Source organism: Methylosinus sp. is20ea (genome assembly GCF_059718135.1).
In genome coordinates this window covers 933559-950961 of the sequence record NZ_AP046088.1, presented here as the reverse complement: position 1 = coordinate 950961, position 17403 = coordinate 933559, and the positions used below count along the sequence as shown (strand labels likewise).

Here is a 17403-nt window from a genome sequence, read left to right as displayed (position 1 = left end):
TCGGGGAGGGGGCGCTCGCCTCAGCTCGAATGCTGCGACCCTTCGAGAATCGCCGCGAAATCTTTCCGATCGACATTGCCGCCGGAAGCGATGACGACCACGGTCTTTCCGGCGAAGCGCGCGCGCTCGATCAGCGCGCAGGCGAGCGCCGCCGCGCCGCCGGGCTCCAGCACGATGCGGAAATGCTCGGCGGCGACGCGCATCGCGGCTTCGACTTGCGCATCTGTCGCCGCGAGCCCTTGCGCGCCACAGGCGAGCAGAATCGGCAGAGTGTGACGGCCGGGCGTCGGCGCGAGCAGAGCGTCGCAGATCGAGCCGGTGAGCGCGGCGTTTGCCTGCGCGGCGCCGCTCTCGAGCGAGCGGCGCATGTCGTCGAAGCCCGCCGGCTCCGCCGTGAACATCAGCGGCGCGCGCTCGAAGAGTTGCAAGGTCAGCGCAATGCCGGAGGCGAGGCCGCCGCCGCTGCAGGAGGCGATGATCGCATCCGGCGCAATGTCCTTCGCGCGCGTCTGCGCGAATATCTCGAGGCCGATGGTTCCCTGTCCGGCGATGGTGCGCGGATCGTCGTAAGGGTGAATGAAGCGCAGCCCGTCCTGCTCGGCGAGGCGGCGCGTCATCGCGTCGCGATCATTGCTCAGCCGATCATAGAATTCGACGCGCGCGCCCAGCGCCTTTGTGCGCTCGAGCTTTACGCGGGGCGCGTCGCGCGGCATCACGATCGTCGCGGAAACGCCCATCGCGCGCGCGGCGAAGGCGACGGCCTGCGCATGATTGCCGGAGGAGACGGCAATGATTCCGCGGCGCCGCTCCTCCTCCGTCAATTGCAATATTTGATTGAAGGCGCCGCGCAGCTTGAAGGCGCCGATCGGCTGCAGATTTTCCGCCTTCACCAAAAGGCGAAAGCCGATCTCTTCGTCGAGCAGCGGCGCCGTGAGCAATGGCGTCGCCTCCACATGCGGAGCGATGCGCGCCGCTGCGGCTTCGACATCGGCGAGATTGAGCGGTGCGCTCATGTCATTTCCCTGTAAATTTCGGCTCGCGCTTCTCGAGAAACGCCTTGCGGCCTTCCGCATAGTCGGCGCTGTCGAAACAGCCCGCGGTGAGCCGCTCGCATTCCTCCGCCGAGAGCGCATGCGGCAATCCCGCGGCGCGTCTTATCGCGGCCTTGGCCGCGCGCAGAGTGAGCGGCGCATTGGCGGCGACGCCTTTTGCGATGTTGATGATCGCCGCGTCGAATCCCTCTTTCGCCAACACGCGCGAGACGAAGCCCGCGGCGCGCGCCTCCTCGGCGTCGATGCGTCGCGCGGTGAAGAACAGGTCCATCGCCGTCTGCGGACCGACGGCGGCGACGACATAGCTCATGGCTTCCGGCGGATAGCCGACGCCGAGCCGTCCCGCCGGAATGCCGAACACCGCGCCGTCCGCCGCTATGCGCAGATCGCAGGCCGCCGCGAGCCCCATGCCGCCGCCCATGCAATAGCCGGCGATCGCCGCGATGACCGGCTTGCCCAGCCGCGACAGCGCGTCGAAGGCTTCGACATTGGCCTGCTCATAGGCGCGTCCGCCCTCGGCCGTCGCGCGCAGGGTGGAGAACTCCGAAATATCGGCGCCGGAGCAAAAGGGGAGATTCGGCGCGCCGGTCAGCACGACGACGCGCACGGTCTCGTCCGCGTCGAGAGAAGCGAGCAGCGAAGGCAAAGCGCGCCACATGGAGAAGTCGAAGGCGTTGCGACGCTCGGCATTGTCGATGAGGATGCGCGCGACGCCTTCCGCAATGACGGCGTGCAGCTTCGATGTCGAATCATTCATCGGCCTTTGTCGCTCCCTTGGGATTCGTCTTTCGCCCTGGCGCACCAGGCGAGGAATTCGGCGTGATCGCATGTGTTGCGCGCGGCATAGAGCATGGCGAAGGAGGCCATGGCGTCGTCGAAACAAGCGCTCTTGCCCATATAGCCGCAGATGATGGCGGGATCGGCCGAACGCGCATGGGCGCGCGCCAGCACGCGGCCGCAGAGCGCGGCGTAATCGTCGAGCGCATGCTCCTCGAAGAGCTCCGCGACCGAGCCCAGGCGTCGGTTCTTCAAATGGCGCACATAGAAATAACGGCCCGTGGTCTCGTCCTTCGTCCAGCCGAGGAAGAGATCGGTCGAGGCCTGCATCACGCGCTGGCCATAGACGACGCGCTTGCCCTGCTCCTCATTCCATTGCGCCGCGGCCTCCGGCGCGAGCCTCGCCAGCACGGAGGGGCGCGCCTCCTTCAGCTGCAGGAACAAAGGCTCGTCATCGGCGGTGGCGAAGAGGCCGATCGCGCAAAATGTGCCGACGCTGCCGACGCCGACGACCTTGAACGCCGTATCCGTCAGCTCATAGCGGCGCAAAAGCGCGACCACTTCCGGATTGAGCGTCGCGCCGCAGCCCGCGAACATGGCGGGTATGTCGAAACGCGTCGCGACGCCGCCGCCATTGCCGACATGATAGATGAGCGGCGGGCGCTCCTCTATGCGCAGGCCCATGGGCGTCGATTCGAGATGCGGGAAATTCTCGTCCTCGCGGTCGGGCCGCGTCGCCGCGACGAGGCCGCGCAATTTGCGCGCGAGGCGCTCGTGCAATCCGTCGGCGATATGCGCGAGATCGATGCGGTCGCGCCACGCCTTCAGCGGCGAGAGGCGGGAGAGGCCGCGCATATGCTGGCGATAGGCGCGCGCGGCGAGCTCGGCGGCGTGGCGCGCGCGCTTGTCGGAACGGCCCGCGTCCAGAGCGGCGACGGCGAAGCTCGCGCAGAGGCGCCGCAGATCGACGGTGAAGTCGATATTGGGCAAGGTCTCGTCGAAGTCGTTTATGTCGAAGAGCACATTGCCTTCCGACGACACGAGCGCGCCGAAATTCATCAAATGGCAGTCGCCGCAAGATTGCGCGGAAAGGCCCGGCGTCGGCAGAGCGGCGAGGTCCTCCGCCATGATCGCCGCCGCGCCGCGCAAAAATGCGAAGGGCGAATGCGCCATTCGCTCATAGCGAATGGGCAGCAGCGAGGCGACGCGCCCCTCGTCTGTCGCGGCGAGAATGGCGGTCGGGTCGCGCACCGCGGGCGAGAAATCCGCGAGGCTCTCGCGCGGCACGAAGCGCCGCCGCTCCTTGCCCGCGGCGTAGCGCTCGGCGAAAACGCGATGGCGCGAAGACGCGGCTCTATGATCCTGCATCGCAATTCTCCGCGGCGTGAGTTCTTCGAACGAAATTTCCGGGGCGACGCGCTCTAGCTTTCTTTCGTCGGAGCGAATTCTGATCGATCGAACGAGTCCGTTCGATCGGAAAGCGCTCTAATCGATCGCCGCCTCGATCACGCGCGCCAGAGCGCCGAGCCTCTGCTCGATGAGCGCCGGCGTCTCACAGACATAGGATAGCGCATGGCGCCGCTCATCGAAGACGCGCAGGTCCCATTGCAGCGCCTCGCTGGCGTCCTTGAGCTTTTGCGCATCCTGCGCAGGCTTGTCCTGCTCGGCCCGCATCGCCTGGCTTTCTTCGCGCAGTCTCTCGGCGAGCAGCTTCTGCTTCGCGCCATAGCGGTCGAGCCCGGCCAGCACCTCGCGGCGCTCGGCCTCGAGCGTGTCGTAGACGCCGGCGAACAGCGCCGTCAGCCGTTCCTTGCGCTTGTCGCCAGCGGCCGCGGCGAAATCCGTCACCAGCTTTTGCGCCGTCTCCATCGGCGTGCGCCGCGCGCTGATGCGGGCGACGAGATCGTCGAGCGCGGCGTCCTCGCGCCAGGCTCTGGCGCCGTCGAGCGAGGGGCCGGTCCAGACGCCGGCGACGGCCACGCTCTGCACCTTCACCTGCCGGCAGGGCCAATCGCTCTGTCCCGCCGCTTGCGGCTGCGCATGCGCAGCGCCGACGCAGCAAAGAGCGAGAGCCAGAACGGCGGAGACGGAACGCTTCATGGGGGACGATCTACGGCTGTGAGCGATGCGCTTCGTTTACGCCTTTTTGCGGCGCGCCGCAAAGGAGCGCGAAACGTCGCGAATCTAGTTGACTAGGTAACCATCCCGATTTAGTTTCCTGGGAAATCATATGGGGCGCTCGCTCGTGTCTTCTCGCATCCCCCGGCTCACCGACCATCTCGGCTTCTGGCTGCGGCAAGTTTCAAATCATGTGTCGCATGGCTTTGCGCGAAAGCTCGCCGACAAGGATGTCACTGTCGCCGAGTGGGGCCTGATGCGCATGCTGTACGGCAGGGAGCCGAGCGCTCCGAGCCGGTTGGCGAATGAGATGGGACTGACGCGCGGGGCGATCACCAAGCTCGCCGACCGCCTGATCGCCAAGGCGCTCGTCATTCGCGAAGCCAGCAAGAATGACGGACGAGCGCAAACGCTGAAGCTCACGGCCAAAGGAGCCAAATTCGTGCCCGAGCTGGCGGCGCTCGCCGACAAAAACGAGATCGAGTGCTTCGCGCATCTCTCCGATGACGACCGACGGACGCTCCAGCGCATTCTCGGCGAGACCGTGGCGCGACACGGCCTCACCAAAATGCCTCTCGACTAGTAGAGTCTTTTGTTTCGACGCGTTTCCAACGCCGAACGGGCTCTAGACGCTTGCCCCCCTCGAGCGAAGGAGAGGTCATGAACACGCTGCTATCCGAAATCGCCAAAAACTGTCTGCGCGCCGCCGAAAGCGACAGCATGACCTTTCCCGAGATCGTGGGAAAGCTGATGCATGCAGGGTTCGAGAGCTATGCGATCGACTTCCGCCGCGCGACGGCGACCTATTATTCGCCCGATGGCGACAGCATCGTCCTCCCGACTCATCGTCATCGCACGCCGATCGCCGCCTCGCTGGACGCCGCCGCCGTGCGGGCGGCGATCGGGGAGGCCCAGCAATCGGCTCCCGGCTACACATATCTGGGCTTCTGCGAAAAGGTCATGGCCGGCGGCTGCTGTGGCTATGTCGTGTCCTTCTCCGGTCGTCGCGCCGTCTATTTCGGGCGCACCGCCGAGACTCATGTCGAATGTTTCCCGCAGCGTTGAGCATCGCCCGCCGGCGGGCGATGCTCTATAAGGCGCGCCCATGCGGATCATTCCGGTCATCGATCTGAAGGGCGGCCATGTCGTGCGCGCCTTTCGCGGCGAGCGCGCCTCCTATGCGCCGATCGTCACGCCGCTCGCAGCCGGCAGCGCGCCGGAGGCGGTCGTCGCCGGCTTTCTACGCCTCCATGATTTCGATACGATCTATGTCGCCGATCTCGACGCCATAGAGCGGCGCGGCGATCACGGCGCGGCGATCGATGCGTTGGCGCAGAGTTTTCCGCAAATCTGTTTCTGGGTCGACAATGGCGCCGAAAGCGAGCCTGAAGGCTCGCGGTCCGATGCGGCGCCTGGACCGCGAGCTTTCAGGCTCGCCAATCTCTTTCCCGTCATCGGCAGCGAAAGTCTCGTGCCGCATGTCGCCCCCGATCTCTCGCGTGAGGCGCGCGCCATTCTCTCGCTCGATTTTCGCGGCGACGCTTTTCTCGGGCCGGCGCGCCTGCTCGAGTGTCCGCAATTCTGGCCGCCGCGCGTGATCGCCATGGCTCTGGCGCGCGTCGGCGCTTTCCTCGGGCCGGACCTCGCGCTTTTGTCCTCGCTGGCGCGTCGCGCGCAGGGCAGGGAGCTCTACGCCGCCGGCGGATTGCGCGACGCGCGCGATCTCGAGCCGCTCGCGCGCATCGGCGTCGCCGGCGTGCTCGTCGCCTCGGCGCTGCATGACGGGCGGCTGTCGCGAGACGATCTTCGCAGCGCGTAAAAAGAAAGAGGAGCCGCAGTCGGCGGCTCCTCTTTGATCGACAGAAATATGTCTGCGCCTCAGTCGGCGGCGGCGAAGGGGTGCTTCGCGGTCACGCGCTCGGAGAGCACCTTGGAGGCGCTGGGATCGCCCTTCAGCGCGCGGGCGATGGCTTCCTTCGTGGCGCGATAGTTGAAGTCCTGGATCTTCTGGTCGTCATTGGCTTCCCAATGAATGAACACGCCGACCGAAATGAAGAGGTCTTCAGCCTGCTCGATCGGGATGATCCCCTCGGCGACGCTGTCGGCGACGGCCTTGGCGACGCCATATTGCGCCGGGCCGAACATCTGCACGGCCTGCTTGGCGTTCTTGATCGTCACCTTGTTGAAGAGGATCGTATAGGGTTTCACCAGAAGGTTCGGCGCGACGACGGCGAGAAGCGTCGTGAAGCCGTCCTTGTTGTTGACGAGCGCATTGGCGAAAGCCGTCTCGGCCGAGCTGCCGCGCGGCCCGATCAGCAGATCGATGTGCGCGACCTCATTGCCCTCGCCGACGAGTGATTCGCCGACCAGAAGTTTCGGCGTGGAGGAGCCGGCGCCGGCCTTCGGAAAGAGGGCGCCCAGAATCTTATCCAGTATCGAAGCCATATTCGATTTCCTTTCGGTCTGTTCGTCACGCCTTGGCGGCGTTGTTCTCGGCCTGCGCGAGGCCCCCCAATCTCGCTGCAACTTCCGTCAGGAAGCCGACTGGTGACGCGCCGACCGCGGATCGATTCGCTTCAATTCGAGTCGACGAAGAGGAGCCGCGGACGGCTCCTCGAAAATCCGGCGACGGGGCGCCGCATCGCAGCGAGGCGACGACGCGCGCGAGGCGCGCCGACGCTCGCCGGCCGAACGAGCGTGAGCTCAGTTCGCGCCGAAAGGATGCTTGACGTCGTTGCGCTTGGCGACGACCTCGGCGGCCTTCGGCTCGCCCTTGACGGCGCGCGCGATGGCTTCCTTCGTGGCCTGATAGTTGTACTCCTGGATCTTCTTGTCGTCGTTGGCTTCCCAATGGATGAACACGCCGACCGAGATGAACAGGTCATCGGCCTCGGCGAGCGGGATCACGCCTTCGGCGACGGAGTCGGCGACGGCCTTGGCGACGCCGGCCTGAGCCGGTCCGAACATCTGAACGGCCTGCTTGGCGTTCTTGATGGTGACCTTGTTGAAGAGGATCGTGTTCGGCTTGGCCAGCAGATTCGGCGCGACGACGGCGAGCAGCGTGGTGAAGCCGTCCTTGTTGTTGACGAGCGCATTGGCGAAGGCGGTCTCGGCCGCGCTGCCGCGCGGTCCGATCAGGAGGTCGATGTGGGCGACTTCATTGCCTTCGCCGACGAGCGACTCGCCGACCAGGAGCTTGTTGATCAGGGCCATGTTTCTTCCTTTCGATAAACTCGACTTGTCGCCCACGCGGCTGCCGGCGCGGGCGCCTCCCTCTGTCTCTCCGGCGTCAGGCCGAAATGCGGCCGAGCCGGTCGAGCCGGTCGCGAGACCATCTCGCGCGGCGCGAACTCAACCATTTTTGTGGACGTTCGGCAAGATGGCGAGGAGATAATCGACAAAAAGCGCGGCGACCGTCAGGTCCGCGCAGGCGCCCGGATTATAGCCGCTTTTTTTGAGAGAATGATCCAGTTCCAGAGCGATGCGGAACATGGAGTCTCTGTCGTCGACGGCGTCCAGAAGAGAAGCCGCTTCTTGAAAGCGCGTCAAGGTCTCGAGAGCGACTTTTTCGCCGAATTTCCGCTGGATATGCGTGTCGGGAAAATGTCGTGCGTAAGTCATGAACAGATGAAGCGTCGTCGTTTCCCTATCGTGGCCGCGCGCTCTCGAGCGGAGAATCGCCGTGCGGCCGATTCCGAAAATCTCGGAAAAGCCATTGGCGTATTGCCTTGCGACGAGGTCGCGATCGGCGGCGAGCGCCATCGCTTCCCGCAAGGAGATCCGCGCCGGCTCGGCCACATCATGCTGCGGCGCGGCGCCGAGACCGGCGGGCGAGGCCCGCAAAATCGCGCGAAAGGCGAGATCGGCGTCGGCCGAATCGAGCGCGTCCAGCGTTGTCGCGAGCTTTTCGGCGAACTCGCCGTCACCCTCCTGCAATGCGGCATGGGCGAGCGGCGCGCAGAGCAGGACGATGCCGAGATTGGTGTTGCAGCCGACGCGCGTCCAGGTCGCTTCCACCGCGTCGAGGATGCGGGCGCCGACGCGCGCGCCGGGCGCGCTGAGATGCGGCGCGGCGGCTTCGGCGCTGGCGACGAAGTCCTGCGCCTCCATGCCATGGCCCGGCGCATATATATGGACATTGCCGGGCTTGGGCGCGGCGAGCTCGTCCTCGCAGGCGGCGATGAAGGCGCGCGCGATTTGTTCCGAAAGGGACTCAGCCATGGGCGCGGCGCGCGGCGGCGCCGATCGCCGCCAAAATGTCGCCGGCGACGCGCTCGGCGATCTGGAAAGGGGTCACGCTCTGCAGCCCGCTCCAGCCGGCCATGCTGTTGACCTCGAGCACCATGGGCAGGCCATCCGCGCCGCTGATGATGTCGACGCCGGCGAAATCGGCGCCCAGCGCGGCGGTCGCGCGCAGCGCCAATTCGCGCTCGCGCGCGGTCGGCTCGCAGGGCGTCGGCTGCGCGCCCTGGCGCACATTGGTGATCCAGCGCCGCGAACGCCGCCGCATCGCGCCGATGATCTCGCCATGGGAAACGAGAATGCGCATATCCTCGTACCACACGTCCCGCGGCGGGACGAAGCGCTGGAGATAGAAGACGCCGCGCGCTTCCTCCTCCGTCGGCAGATCTTCCTCGCGCCGGATGAGCTTCAGCCCCCAGCCCTGCGCGCCGAACAGCGGCTTCAGCACCAGCGGCCCCAGCCCGCATTCGCTGCGGATGATGCGCAGCGCCTCGCCGCGCGAGCCGGTCACGAAGGTCGCGGGCGTCGGAATGCGCGCGGCGGCGAGCAGAAAGCTCGCCGCGGATTTGTCGGTGCAACGCTCGATCGAGCGCGCGCTGTTGACGAGCGGCACGCCGAGCGCGTTTAACGCATGCAGCACGCCGAGCCGCAGGGTGATCGTCTCCAGCGAGCCGTCGCCGATCGCGCGCACGACGGCCGCGTCCGGCAGCGCGCCGTGAAAACCCGGAATCGCCAGGTGCTGCGGCCGCGTCGTGTCGATCTTGCACGCGCCGAGGCGCACGGGAATGGCCCGCGCGCCGTGACGCGCGAAGCCTTTCGCCAATCGCTCGACATGCCAGTCGAGTTCGTCGGTGAAGATCGCGATGCGCGGCGCGCCCTCGCGAGGGCGCGCCAGAGGCTCAGCCAAAAGAGGCGTCGAGCAGTTTTTCGTCGATGGCTCCGCCACGGAATGTCTCGCCGGTCTCGACCGCCGTCACGATCGCCTCGGCAGGCGAGAACAGGCTCGGGTCGATCTTGTAGAAGTCGCCCTTATACGCCTTGAAAATTTCCGCGAAAGGCTGTCCGTAGTCGCGCGAGGTGGAGCTCGGCAGTTTTTCGGCCAGCTCTTTCGCCGCCGCCGCCGGCCCGCGCACGAAGAGATGGGCGCGGCCGGAGTAGATGATCGCGTCATTGGTGCGGCCCATGGCCGTGACGAAATCGGGGTGGGGCGGCGAGAGCGGCGCGGTGGCCACGCCGTCGACGATATGCTCGAGCGGGAATTTCAGCTCATGCGCCTTGTGCAGCGCCACCTCGAGCACGCGGCCGACGACCTGCACGCTGCCGGCGAGGCTCTGGGTCGGCGCATAGACGAAGGCGAGCTTCTCGGGCGAGACGCCACAATCATTGGCGACCTTGGCGACGACCGCCTCCGGCGGCGGCGCGCCGGCCTCGAGCACGATGGTCGCGCGATCGGCGGAGTCCTTATAAGGCAGCTCCTGGAACAGCGCCTCCTTGCGCGCCAGCGAGCGGCCGGGGCCGGAGCCGAGCGCGAAGAATTTCTCGTGGGCAAGGCTCCAGCCGGCATATTGGCTGGCGAGGCAGGCGACGACCGGGTCATTGCTGGAGACGGTCAGCCAGAAAGGCCAGTTCTTCTGGCCCGGCGCCGGCGAGAGCGAGACCTTGCCCAATCCGCCGAGGCAGATTTCGGTCAGCAGCAGGCCTGCGTCTATGCCGCCCGCGACCTTGGCGCCGGCGTCGATCAGCAGCTCTCCGAGGCTTCCGCGCGAAACGGCGAGGCGATAGCGCTCCGCTCCCGCGACGAGCCGGTCGACGATCTCACCCGCCAGCGCATTGACGCTCGCCGTGGCGCGCCCGCTCGTATCCAATGTCCCTGTCACGTCTTTTGTCCTCGCTTGGGACCGGCTCCCCGCGCCGGCCGAAATTGCGGCGCGACTTTACTAAGCTTTCGTCCCGGACGAAAGCCGCGCCGGGCGAATCGGCCTGTCACTCCTCCGTCAAGAGACTCTCACGAGAGCATTACACGCCGCTGCTAGAGGAGAAGGCGTGATGCGGCGTCGAGGGCGACTCTTTTCTCGAGGAGAAGCGCAATGGCCGACAATATCGCGGAAAAGTCCGGCGAGGCCGGCAAGAAAGACAGCAACACAGGCAAGCTGATCGTCGGCGGTCTCGCGGCGGTCATCGGCGGGGTGGTGGGTTATGGCCTCCTGGGCGGCCCGGCCATCATCGCGAGCGCAGTGGTTTTCGGTTTGATCGGAGCGGCGCTGGGCTCCGTGTTCGATTGAACGCGTCGGTTGCGTGTGGCGTCGCGCGTCGCTGCAGTTTCGGCGGTCGAGTAAATTATAGAACGTAGCAATTTTTCCCCTTGGCTCGCGGCCCCGCGTCTCTCCGCGGGGCCGCTTTTTTTCATGCGGCCGCGAGCGCGGCTATGTCGCGGCGGGCGGAGGCGAGCGCCGCGTTCTTCTGCGCCTCGCCGAGGCCGACGCCCTCGGCGCGGACGAAGGCGAAATCGGTGACGCCGAGATTGCCGAAAGTCGTGCGCAGATAGGCTTCCTGATGGTCCTGCTCCGACCGCGCGGAATCCGTGGCGTAGAGGCTGCCGCGCGTCGAGACGACGATGATGCGCTTGCCGGCGACGAGCCCCTGAAGGCCTGTTTGCGTATAGGCGAAGGTCTTGCCGGGAACGACGAGATGGTCGATCCAGCCGCGCAATTGCGTCGGTATCGAGAAATTATACATTGGCGCGCCGATGACGACGATGTCGGCGGCGAGAAACTCCTCCAGAATCGCGCGGGCGGTGGCGAGATCGGCCCTCAACGCCGCATCCTCCGGCTCCGCGCCGGCGCCGCGAGCGAAGAAGAGAGCGCTGGAGAGGATCGGTGGCGCCACGGCGGCGACGTCGCGATAGGCGACCTTGAGCGCGGGGATGTCGCCGCGCAGCTTCTCCACCAGCTCGGCGGTGAGGCGGCGGCTCAGCGATTTCTCTCCCATAATGCTCGAATCGATGTGCAAAAGGCGGGTCATCCGGCTCGCTCCTGGTATAAAGAGGTAACTTAGGCTACAATGCCTCCTGTCGTCGCGGCGCGCAAGGAGGCACATTTTTGGAACGGGGTCACATGCATGTTCCCGCCCAATGCGGGCGCATTGCGGCCATTCTGTCGCGGATCGGCGACAAATGGACGGTGCTGGTCGTCGAATCGCTCGGGAACGGGCCTCTGCGGTTCAACGAGCTGCGGCGCCGCATCGGCGGCATCTCGCAACGTATGCTGACACTGACGCTGCGCGCGGCCGAGCGCGACGGCTTCGTGACGCGCACCGTCTTTCCGACTATCCCGCCCCGCGTCGATTACGAGCTGACGCCGCTCGGCCGCTCTTTGCGCGAGCCGCTGCATCGGCTCGGCGACTGGGCGCTCGAGAATGTCGAGACGATCGAGGACTCGCGACGCCGTTTCGACGCCGTGGCGGAAAAGCAGGCCGCTGCGCCACGGCCGTAGCGCGCGGTCGGCGCGTGAAGGCGAACGCATTTCGGAGGGGCGTTTCCATACCGCCCCTGCGACGTCATGGCCGGGCTTGTCCCGGCCCATCCACGCCGGGACGCCGAGGCGTCTTGAAAGTTTGGCGTGACGCCGAAGCTCCGGTGGGGCGCCCGCCACGGGATGAATCCATTGACAGCGGGCGCTTTCCTTCGGTTTCTCAGCTGCTTGGCGTGGATGGCCGGGACAAGCCCGGCCAGGACGGCTGTAGCGTTTCGCGATGTCTGCCGCCGAATGCGCTCGGGAGGGGGTGACGCCCCAAGTCTCGGGCTCTGGACCCCACCCCGTCCGGCTATCGCCGGCCGACCCTCCCCCTGATGGGGAGGGCGGATGCGTCGCTGGATTGCCCTATCGAGCGCGGCCCCTTCGTCCTTTGCGCTTTTGAAAAAATCATGCGCAATGCAGGGCGAGTGAGATTCGTCGGAGTGAGCCGAGAGTGACCGAGCGTCCGCAGACCAAAGTTTCCTATGGCGCCGCGGCGCTCGTCTTTCTGGCCGCTTCCGTGGTTCTCGCCTTTCCTTGGGCGTCGGGCCGGGTCACCGTTCCCTGGGACGCCAAGGCGCATTTCCAGCCGCAATTCGCCTTTCTCGCGCATGCGCTGCATTCGGGCCAATCGCCCTTCTGGACGCCCAATGTCTTCGCCGGCTCGCCGCAGGTGGCCGATCCGCAATCGCTGATCTTCTCGCCCTTCTTCCTGATCGCCGCCTGGCTCGTTCCCGAGCCTTCCTTCGCGCTCGAGGACGGCATCGTCTTCGCGATGCTGGCGATGGGCGGCCTCGCCTTCATCGCCTATTTCCGCGACCGCAAATTCTCGGCGGAGGGCGCGCTGCTCTGCGCGCTGGCTTTCGCCTTCGGCGGCTCGGCCGCCTGGCGCATTCAGCATACGGGGCAGGTGATGAGCCTCGCCTGGTTCCCGGTGACTTTGTTCCTGCTCGCCCGCGCGCTCGATCGTCGCTCGGCGCAATGGGGCGCCTATGCGGGCGTCGCCGCGGCCTTCCTCGTACTCGGCCGCGATCAGGTCGCTTTTCTCGAAGTGCTCGTTCTCTCGGCCTACGCCGTCTTTCGCGTCTTCTCGGACGATGCGAAGATTTCCACCGCTGTCGCGCCGCTCGCGGCCGGCGCGGCCTGCGGCGTCGCCATCATCATCGTTCCGCTCTTGCTGACGATGGAGCTGGCGTCGCAATCCAATCGGCCCGCCATCGATCTCGAGGGCGCGTTACGCGGCTCGCTGCATCCGGCGGCGCTGCTCACTTTCGTGTCGGCCAATCTCTTCGGCACGGATGGTCCGCTCGCGAATTTCTGGGGTCCGCCGGCGGCGGTCTTCGGCTCGCCGGATCTCTTCCTCGCGCGCAACATGTGCGACGTCTATATAGGCGCGCTGCCGCTGGTCTCGCTCATCGCCCTGACGCGCCACGGTCTGCCATCCAATCGCGAGGTCAGCTTCTTCGCCGCCGCGGCGCTGGCGCTGCTGCTCTATGCGCTCGGCCGCTTCACGCCGGCCTTCGCGCTGATGTTCCATATTCCGGGCGTCGATCTCTTCCGCCGCCCGGCCGACGCCACTTTCCCGCTCTGCGCCGTGCTCGCCATTCTCGCCGGCTTCGGGCTCAATGTCGTGGCCAATGCGCCGAGCAGGCCGCCGCTGCGCTTTCTCGCGTCGGCGCTGGCCGCGCTTTTCGCGCTCGCCATTGCGCTCGCCTGGAGCAAGGATCGTCTTTCCGCCGCCCTCGCGCCGCTCGCCGAGAGCGCCGCCTTCGTGGCGCTGGCCTTTCTCGTCATCGCCTTCGCGCCGTGGCTCGCGGCGCGTCGCTATGCGCTGCTCGCCGCCGTCGGCGCGACGATGACGCTCGATCTCGCCGTCAACAACGGCCCCAATGAATCGACGGCGCTGCCGCCGCAACAATTCGAAGTGCTGCGCGCCGATACGCGAAACGACACCATCGCTCTGCTGCGCGCGCGTCTCGCCGCGACGGCGGCGCCGGATCGGCGCGACCGCGTCGAGCTCGCCGGCATCGATTTCCACTGGCCCAACGCCTCGCTGGTCCATGGCTTCGATCAGGAGTTCGGCTATAATCCGGTGCGGCTGCGCCTGCTCGAGGATGCGACCGGCGCGGGCGATCATCTCGCTGTGCCCGAGCAGCGCGTCTTCTCCAAGCTCTATCCCTCCTATCGCTCGACGCTCGCCGATCTCTTGGGACTGCGTTTCATCGCGACCGGCGTTCCGATCGAGGAGATCGACAAGAATTTGCAGCCGGGCGATCTCGAACTCATCGCGCGCACCAAGGACGCTTACGTCTATGAGAATAAGCGCGCGCTGCCACGCGTGCTGCTCGCGACCTGCGCCTCGCGCGTCGATTTCGCGCAGATGATCGAGGATGGCGTCTGGCCCGATCTCGATTATCGCGCCAGCGTGCTGCTGGAGGAGCCGCCCGTCTGCCGCCATTCGCGGCCGGAGGAGGGCGAGGCGAGCGGCGCGCGCATCCGCTCCTATGCGAATACGGAAGTGGTGATCGACGCCGATGTTCCGCAGGGCGGCGGCTATGTGGTGCTGAACGATATATTCCATCCGTCCTGGTCGGCGCAGATCGACGGCGAGCCGGCGGAAATTCTACGCGCCAATGTGATGTTCCGCGCCGTCGCCGCGCCGCAGGGCAAGCATGAGGTGCGCTTCGTCTTCCGGCCTTTCGACGCGCTGTGGCGGCGGCTGACGGGGAGATATGGACAGTAGGCCGTAGACAATGCGCAGTCTGAGCGGTGCCTATTGCTCAAAGCCGATTGCCCACCCCGAAAGCTCCCGCCGCGCGATCGTCTCCAGCGCGCGCAGACCGTCTTCGCTGTCGTTGAGGCAATCGAGCCGCGCGAATTTTTCGCCGCCGGCTGTCAAATAAGAATGGCGCAGCTCGACGCCGATCTCCTCCAATGTCTCGAGACAGTCGGAGACGAAGCCCGGCGTCAGCACGGCGACGCGCTTGACGCCGCTCCGCGCCAGCTCTTGCAGAACATTCGTCGTATAGGGCCCGGTCCATTGCGTGCGGCCGAAACGTGATTGAAAGGCGAGTCGCAGATGCTCGGCCGACATGCCCAGCTTCGCGCGCAAAAGGTCGAGTGTCGCCTCGCAATGGCGGCGGTAGGGATCGCCGCGGTCGATCTGCGCCTGTGGCAGTCCATGGAAAGACGCGATCAGAATCTCGGGCGCAAAATCCAGCGCCGCGAGCTGCGCGCGTGTCGAATCCGCGAGCGCGTCTATATAGGCGGCGTCGTCGTAGAAGGGCGGAACGATGCGCAATGTCGGCTGCTCGCGCAGACGCGCCAGCGCGTGCGCCGCATCGTCGAAGACGGAGGCCGTCGTCGAGGCCGCATATTGCGGATAGAGCGGGAACAGCAGGATGCGCTCGCAGCCCTTTGCGCGTAGCGCGTCGATCTTCTCGCCGATGGAAGGCCCGGCGTAGCGCATGGCGAAATCGACGATGACGCCCGTATCTGTGAAGCGGGCGTCGAGCTTTTCCGCCTGCGCGCGCGTGATCGTCTTCAACGGACCTTCGTCGCGCTCGACATTCCAGACCGAGCGATAGGCGCGCGCCGAGCGGCGCGGACGAAAGCTCAGCACGAAGGTCTCGAGAATGGGGCGCCACAGCACGGGCGGCAGATCGACGACGCGGCGATCCGACAGGAACTCGCGCAAATAGCGGCGCACCGACCAATAATCGGCGCCCTGCGGCGTGCCGAGATTGACGAGCAGAAGGCCGATTCGAGACGCGCTCATGCGACGCTTTTCTCGAAGGCCGCGAGTTCCGCCGCCTCCAGGGAGAAGCCGTTCTCCGCGGCCGGGAAGCGCCCCTCGCGCACGTCGCGCGCGTAAGCCGCGACGGCCTCGCGCAACGCTTCGCCGAGCTCCACATAGCGGCGATTATGCTTGAAGTCGCGCGCGCCGAGCGCAGCGAGATCGTGCACGACCAGCACTTGCGCGTCGCATTCGGCGCCGGCGCCGATGCCGATCGTCGGCGCGCGCAGGCGTTTCGTGATCTTTGCCGCGAGTTCGCGCGGGATCAGCTCGAGAACGAGAAAATCGGCGCCCGCCGCGTCCAGCGCCAGCGCGTCGGCGAGCAGCTTGGCGGCCGCTTCGGCCGTCTTGCCCTGGCGGCGCTTGCCCTCCTGATGCTGCGACTCGAGCCCGATGTGGCAGCACACCTCATAGCCTTCGCGCTTCAGCGCGCGCACGATGTCCGGCCGCGCGCCTTCGAATTTCACGCAATCGGCGCCGGCCTGCGCGAGCCGCGAGGCGCTGGCGAGCGCCTGCGCCTCGGTCTCATAGGTCGCGAAGGGAAGATCGCCGATGAGATAGACGCTCGGCGCGCCGCGGCGCACGGCGGCGATGTGATGCGCCATATCAGCGAGCGTCACCTCGCGCTCGCTGGCGTAGCCCAGCACATTGGTGCCGACGCTGTCGCCGACCATGACGATATCGACGCCCGCCTCGACCTCGATCCGCGCCGTCGGCGCGTCATAGGCGGTCAGCACGACGAATTTCTCGCCGCGCTGCTTCATGTTCAGGAATTCGGCCGCACGCGACGACATTCGCTCACCCGCGTCTCGCTTCTTGTCGTCGCCTCGTCGTCGCGGTTCGATTCACCTCGAAGACGAGCGAGGACACAGAAGACGCCCCGCCTATAGCCCAAATTCCCGCTCAGCGCGAGCAGGCGTGCGGCAGCAGCGGCAGGCGAATGTCCTGCAGCTCGTGGGTGCATTTGTCGCAGCCCGCGAGCAGCGCATAAGCGGCGACGAGGCTCGCCAGAATGCAGAACTTGCGCATGACCGTTTTCCTCGAAACTCCAAAGAACGCCGCCTCTACGATTTAAGGACGCGAAGTTAATAGCGCGAGAAGATCCGTCCTGTCATTTCAGCACGACCACGCGGGTTCCGACCTTCACCCGATCATAGAGATCGACGACGTCGCGATTGGTCATGCGGATGCAGCCGGAGGAGACCGCCTCGCCTATGGTGTCGCCCTCATTGGAGCCGTGAATGCGATAATCGCTGGAGCCGAGATAGAGCGCGCGGGCGCCCAAGGGATTTTCCTGGCCGCCCTCCATATGGCGCGGCAGGTCGGGCCGGCGCTTCAGCATGGCGGCGGGCGGACGCCAATCGGGCCATTCCTTCTTGGCGGTGATCGTCTTCACGCCGGACCAGGTGAAGCCCTCGCGGCCGACGCCGACGCCATATTCGATCGCTCGGGTAGGGCCGAGCACATAGTACAGCCGCCGCTCCTTGGTGGAGACGACGATCGTGCCCTTTTTATATTGGGGATGGCTCCAGACGACGGTCTGGCTGGGGATGGATTGCAGGTGGAAATTATTGACGAAATCGGCGACCGGGCCGCGATCCAGGAAATTGGCGGCCTGCGCCTCTCCGGCGAGCGCGAGACCGAAAACGAGAGCGCAAGCCGAGCGCGCCTTTGTCCAGACCATTCTTCACAGCCTCCCTGCCGTTGACGTCCGCGCCGGTTGTCGGGAGGAAATGCGGCCGAAATGGGAAGGAGCCGACGCCTTGTCGACAGTCGGCTTGCATCCTGCGCCCGCCCCGCTATAAAGCGCGCTTCGCGACGCTTCCGGCCGGAGGCTGAACGGAAGGCTTCGGCTTTGTCCGAGGCAGGGTTCGCCCGTCTTCCAGTGTCTCCGCCTTCGAACTTC

20 protein-coding genes are annotated in these 17403 nt (G+C 66.1%); 6 read left to right on the top strand and 14 right to left on the bottom strand.

Annotation, left to right across the window (positions count from 1 at the left end; all coding sequences use genetic code 11):
- Positions 1-20: 20 nt before the first annotated feature.
- The 4 genes from AC6IY7_RS04340 to AC6IY7_RS04325 all read right to left on the bottom strand — a co-directional run bounded on the left by AC6IY7_RS04340 (position 21) and on the right by AC6IY7_RS04325 (position 3929).
- Positions 21-1013, bottom strand: coding sequence for a threonine ammonia-lyase (locus tag AC6IY7_RS04340; RefSeq protein WP_497781814.1), 993 nt, complete (start codon positions 1011-1013; stop codon positions 21-23).
- A 1-nt stretch (position 1014) separates the two neighbouring features.
- Complete coding sequence (locus AC6IY7_RS04335; protein WP_497781812.1) at positions 1015-1809, bottom strand: enoyl-CoA hydratase; 795 nt, start codon at positions 1807-1809, stop codon at positions 1015-1017.
- Positions 1806-3197, bottom strand: a complete 1392-nt coding sequence (locus AC6IY7_RS04330) for a DUF2252 domain-containing protein (RefSeq protein WP_497781811.1) — start codon at positions 3195-3197, stop codon at positions 1806-1808. The genes AC6IY7_RS04335 and AC6IY7_RS04330 overlap by 4 nt, the downstream gene beginning before the upstream one ends.
- 117 nt (positions 3198-3314) lie before the next feature.
- A complete protein-coding gene (locus AC6IY7_RS04325; RefSeq protein WP_497781810.1) occupies positions 3315-3929 on the bottom strand; it encodes a hypothetical protein in 615 nt (204 codons plus the stop codon).
- 145 nt (positions 3930-4074) lie between these two features.
- Here AC6IY7_RS04325 and AC6IY7_RS04320 point away from each other — a divergent pair, with 145 nt between their 5' ends.
- The 3 genes from AC6IY7_RS04320 to AC6IY7_RS04310 all read left to right on the top strand — a co-directional run bounded on the left by AC6IY7_RS04320 (position 4075) and on the right by AC6IY7_RS04310 (position 5766).
- Entirely contained in the window at positions 4075-4530 is a 456-nt protein-coding gene (locus AC6IY7_RS04320; protein WP_497781809.1) for a MarR family winged helix-turn-helix transcriptional regulator, read from the top strand.
- Between the two features lie 77 nt (positions 4531-4607).
- A complete protein-coding gene (locus AC6IY7_RS04315; RefSeq protein ID WP_497781808.1) occupies positions 4608-5012 on the top strand; it encodes a DUF1398 domain-containing protein in 405 nt (134 codons plus the stop codon).
- Between the two features lie 40 nt (positions 5013-5052).
- Positions 5053-5766, top strand: coding sequence for a HisA/HisF-related TIM barrel protein (locus tag AC6IY7_RS04310; RefSeq protein WP_497781807.1), 714 nt, complete (start codon positions 5053-5055; stop codon positions 5764-5766).
- A 59-nt stretch (positions 5767-5825) separates the two neighbouring features.
- On the opposite strand, the gene fae (AC6IY7_RS04305) is transcribed toward AC6IY7_RS04310, so the two are convergent.
- The 5 genes from fae (AC6IY7_RS04305) to mch all read right to left on the bottom strand — a co-directional run bounded on the left by fae (AC6IY7_RS04305) (position 5826) and on the right by mch (position 10066).
- Positions 5826-6392: a formaldehyde-activating enzyme gene (fae, locus tag AC6IY7_RS04305; protein WP_497781805.1), complete on the bottom strand. Its 567-nt coding sequence runs from the start codon at positions 6390-6392 to the stop codon at positions 5826-5828.
- 258 nt (positions 6393-6650) lie between these two features.
- On the bottom strand, positions 6651-7160 hold the full coding sequence (gene fae, locus AC6IY7_RS04300) for a formaldehyde-activating enzyme (protein ID WP_018266692.1): 510 nt from the start codon (positions 7158-7160) through the stop codon (positions 6651-6653).
- A gap of 138 nt (positions 7161-7298) precedes the next feature.
- Positions 7299-8168 carry a triphosphoribosyl-dephospho-CoA synthase gene (locus AC6IY7_RS04295; RefSeq protein ID WP_497781803.1) on the bottom strand — a complete coding sequence of 290 codons (870 nt, stop codon included), beginning with the start codon at positions 8166-8168 and terminating at the stop codon, positions 7299-7301.
- Positions 8161-9096 carry a RimK family alpha-L-glutamate ligase gene (locus tag AC6IY7_RS04290; RefSeq protein ID WP_497781802.1) on the bottom strand — a complete coding sequence of 312 codons (936 nt, stop codon included), beginning with the start codon at positions 9094-9096 and terminating at the stop codon, positions 8161-8163. Before AC6IY7_RS04290 ends, AC6IY7_RS04295 begins: the two co-directional genes overlap by 8 nt.
- Entirely contained in the window at positions 9089-10066 is a 978-nt protein-coding gene (gene mch / locus AC6IY7_RS04285) for a methenyltetrahydromethanopterin cyclohydrolase (RefSeq protein WP_497781800.1), read from the bottom strand. The genes AC6IY7_RS04290 and mch overlap by 8 nt, the downstream gene beginning before the upstream one ends.
- Before the next feature lie 210 nt (positions 10067-10276).
- Here mch and AC6IY7_RS04280 point away from each other — a divergent pair, with 210 nt between their 5' ends.
- On the top strand, positions 10277-10471 hold the full coding sequence (locus AC6IY7_RS04280) for a hypothetical protein (RefSeq protein ID WP_497781799.1): 195 nt from the start codon (positions 10277-10279) through the stop codon (positions 10469-10471).
- Between the two features lie 121 nt (positions 10472-10592).
- On the opposite strand, the gene AC6IY7_RS04275 is transcribed toward AC6IY7_RS04280, so the two are convergent.
- Positions 10593-11210, bottom strand: coding sequence for an FMN-dependent NADH-azoreductase (locus AC6IY7_RS04275; RefSeq protein WP_497781798.1), 618 nt, complete (start codon positions 11208-11210; stop codon positions 10593-10595).
- A 92-nt stretch (positions 11211-11302) separates the two neighbouring features.
- Between AC6IY7_RS04275 and AC6IY7_RS04270 the strand changes: the two genes are divergently transcribed.
- Positions 11303-11680 carry a winged helix-turn-helix transcriptional regulator gene (locus AC6IY7_RS04270; RefSeq protein ID WP_497781796.1) on the top strand — a complete coding sequence of 126 codons (378 nt, stop codon included), beginning with the start codon at positions 11303-11305 and terminating at the stop codon, positions 11678-11680.
- A 475-nt stretch (positions 11681-12155) separates the two neighbouring features.
- Positions 12156-14444: a hypothetical protein gene (locus AC6IY7_RS04265; RefSeq protein ID WP_497781794.1), complete on the top strand. Its 2289-nt coding sequence runs from the start codon at positions 12156-12158 to the stop codon at positions 14442-14444.
- A 30-nt stretch (positions 14445-14474) separates the two neighbouring features.
- On the opposite strand, the gene hemH is transcribed toward AC6IY7_RS04265, so the two are convergent.
- The 4 genes from hemH to AC6IY7_RS04245 form a co-directional block, all read right to left on the bottom strand.
- Entirely contained in the window at positions 14475-15479 is a 1005-nt protein-coding gene (hemH, locus tag AC6IY7_RS04260) for a ferrochelatase (RefSeq protein ID WP_497781792.1), read from the bottom strand.
- On the bottom strand, positions 15476-16291 hold the full coding sequence (gene panB, locus AC6IY7_RS04255; protein ID WP_497781790.1) for a 3-methyl-2-oxobutanoate hydroxymethyltransferase: 816 nt from the start codon (positions 16289-16291) through the stop codon (positions 15476-15478). The genes hemH and panB overlap by 4 nt, the downstream gene beginning before the upstream one ends.
- A 109-nt stretch (positions 16292-16400) precedes the next feature.
- Complete coding sequence (locus tag AC6IY7_RS04250; RefSeq protein ID WP_497781788.1) at positions 16401-16526, bottom strand: hypothetical protein; 126 nt, start codon at positions 16524-16526, stop codon at positions 16401-16403.
- Positions 16527-16608: 82 nt separating this feature from the next.
- Positions 16609-17181, bottom strand: coding sequence for a L,D-transpeptidase (locus tag AC6IY7_RS04245; protein WP_497781786.1), 573 nt, complete (start codon positions 17179-17181; stop codon positions 16609-16611).
- Positions 17182-17403: the final 222 nt, after the last annotated feature.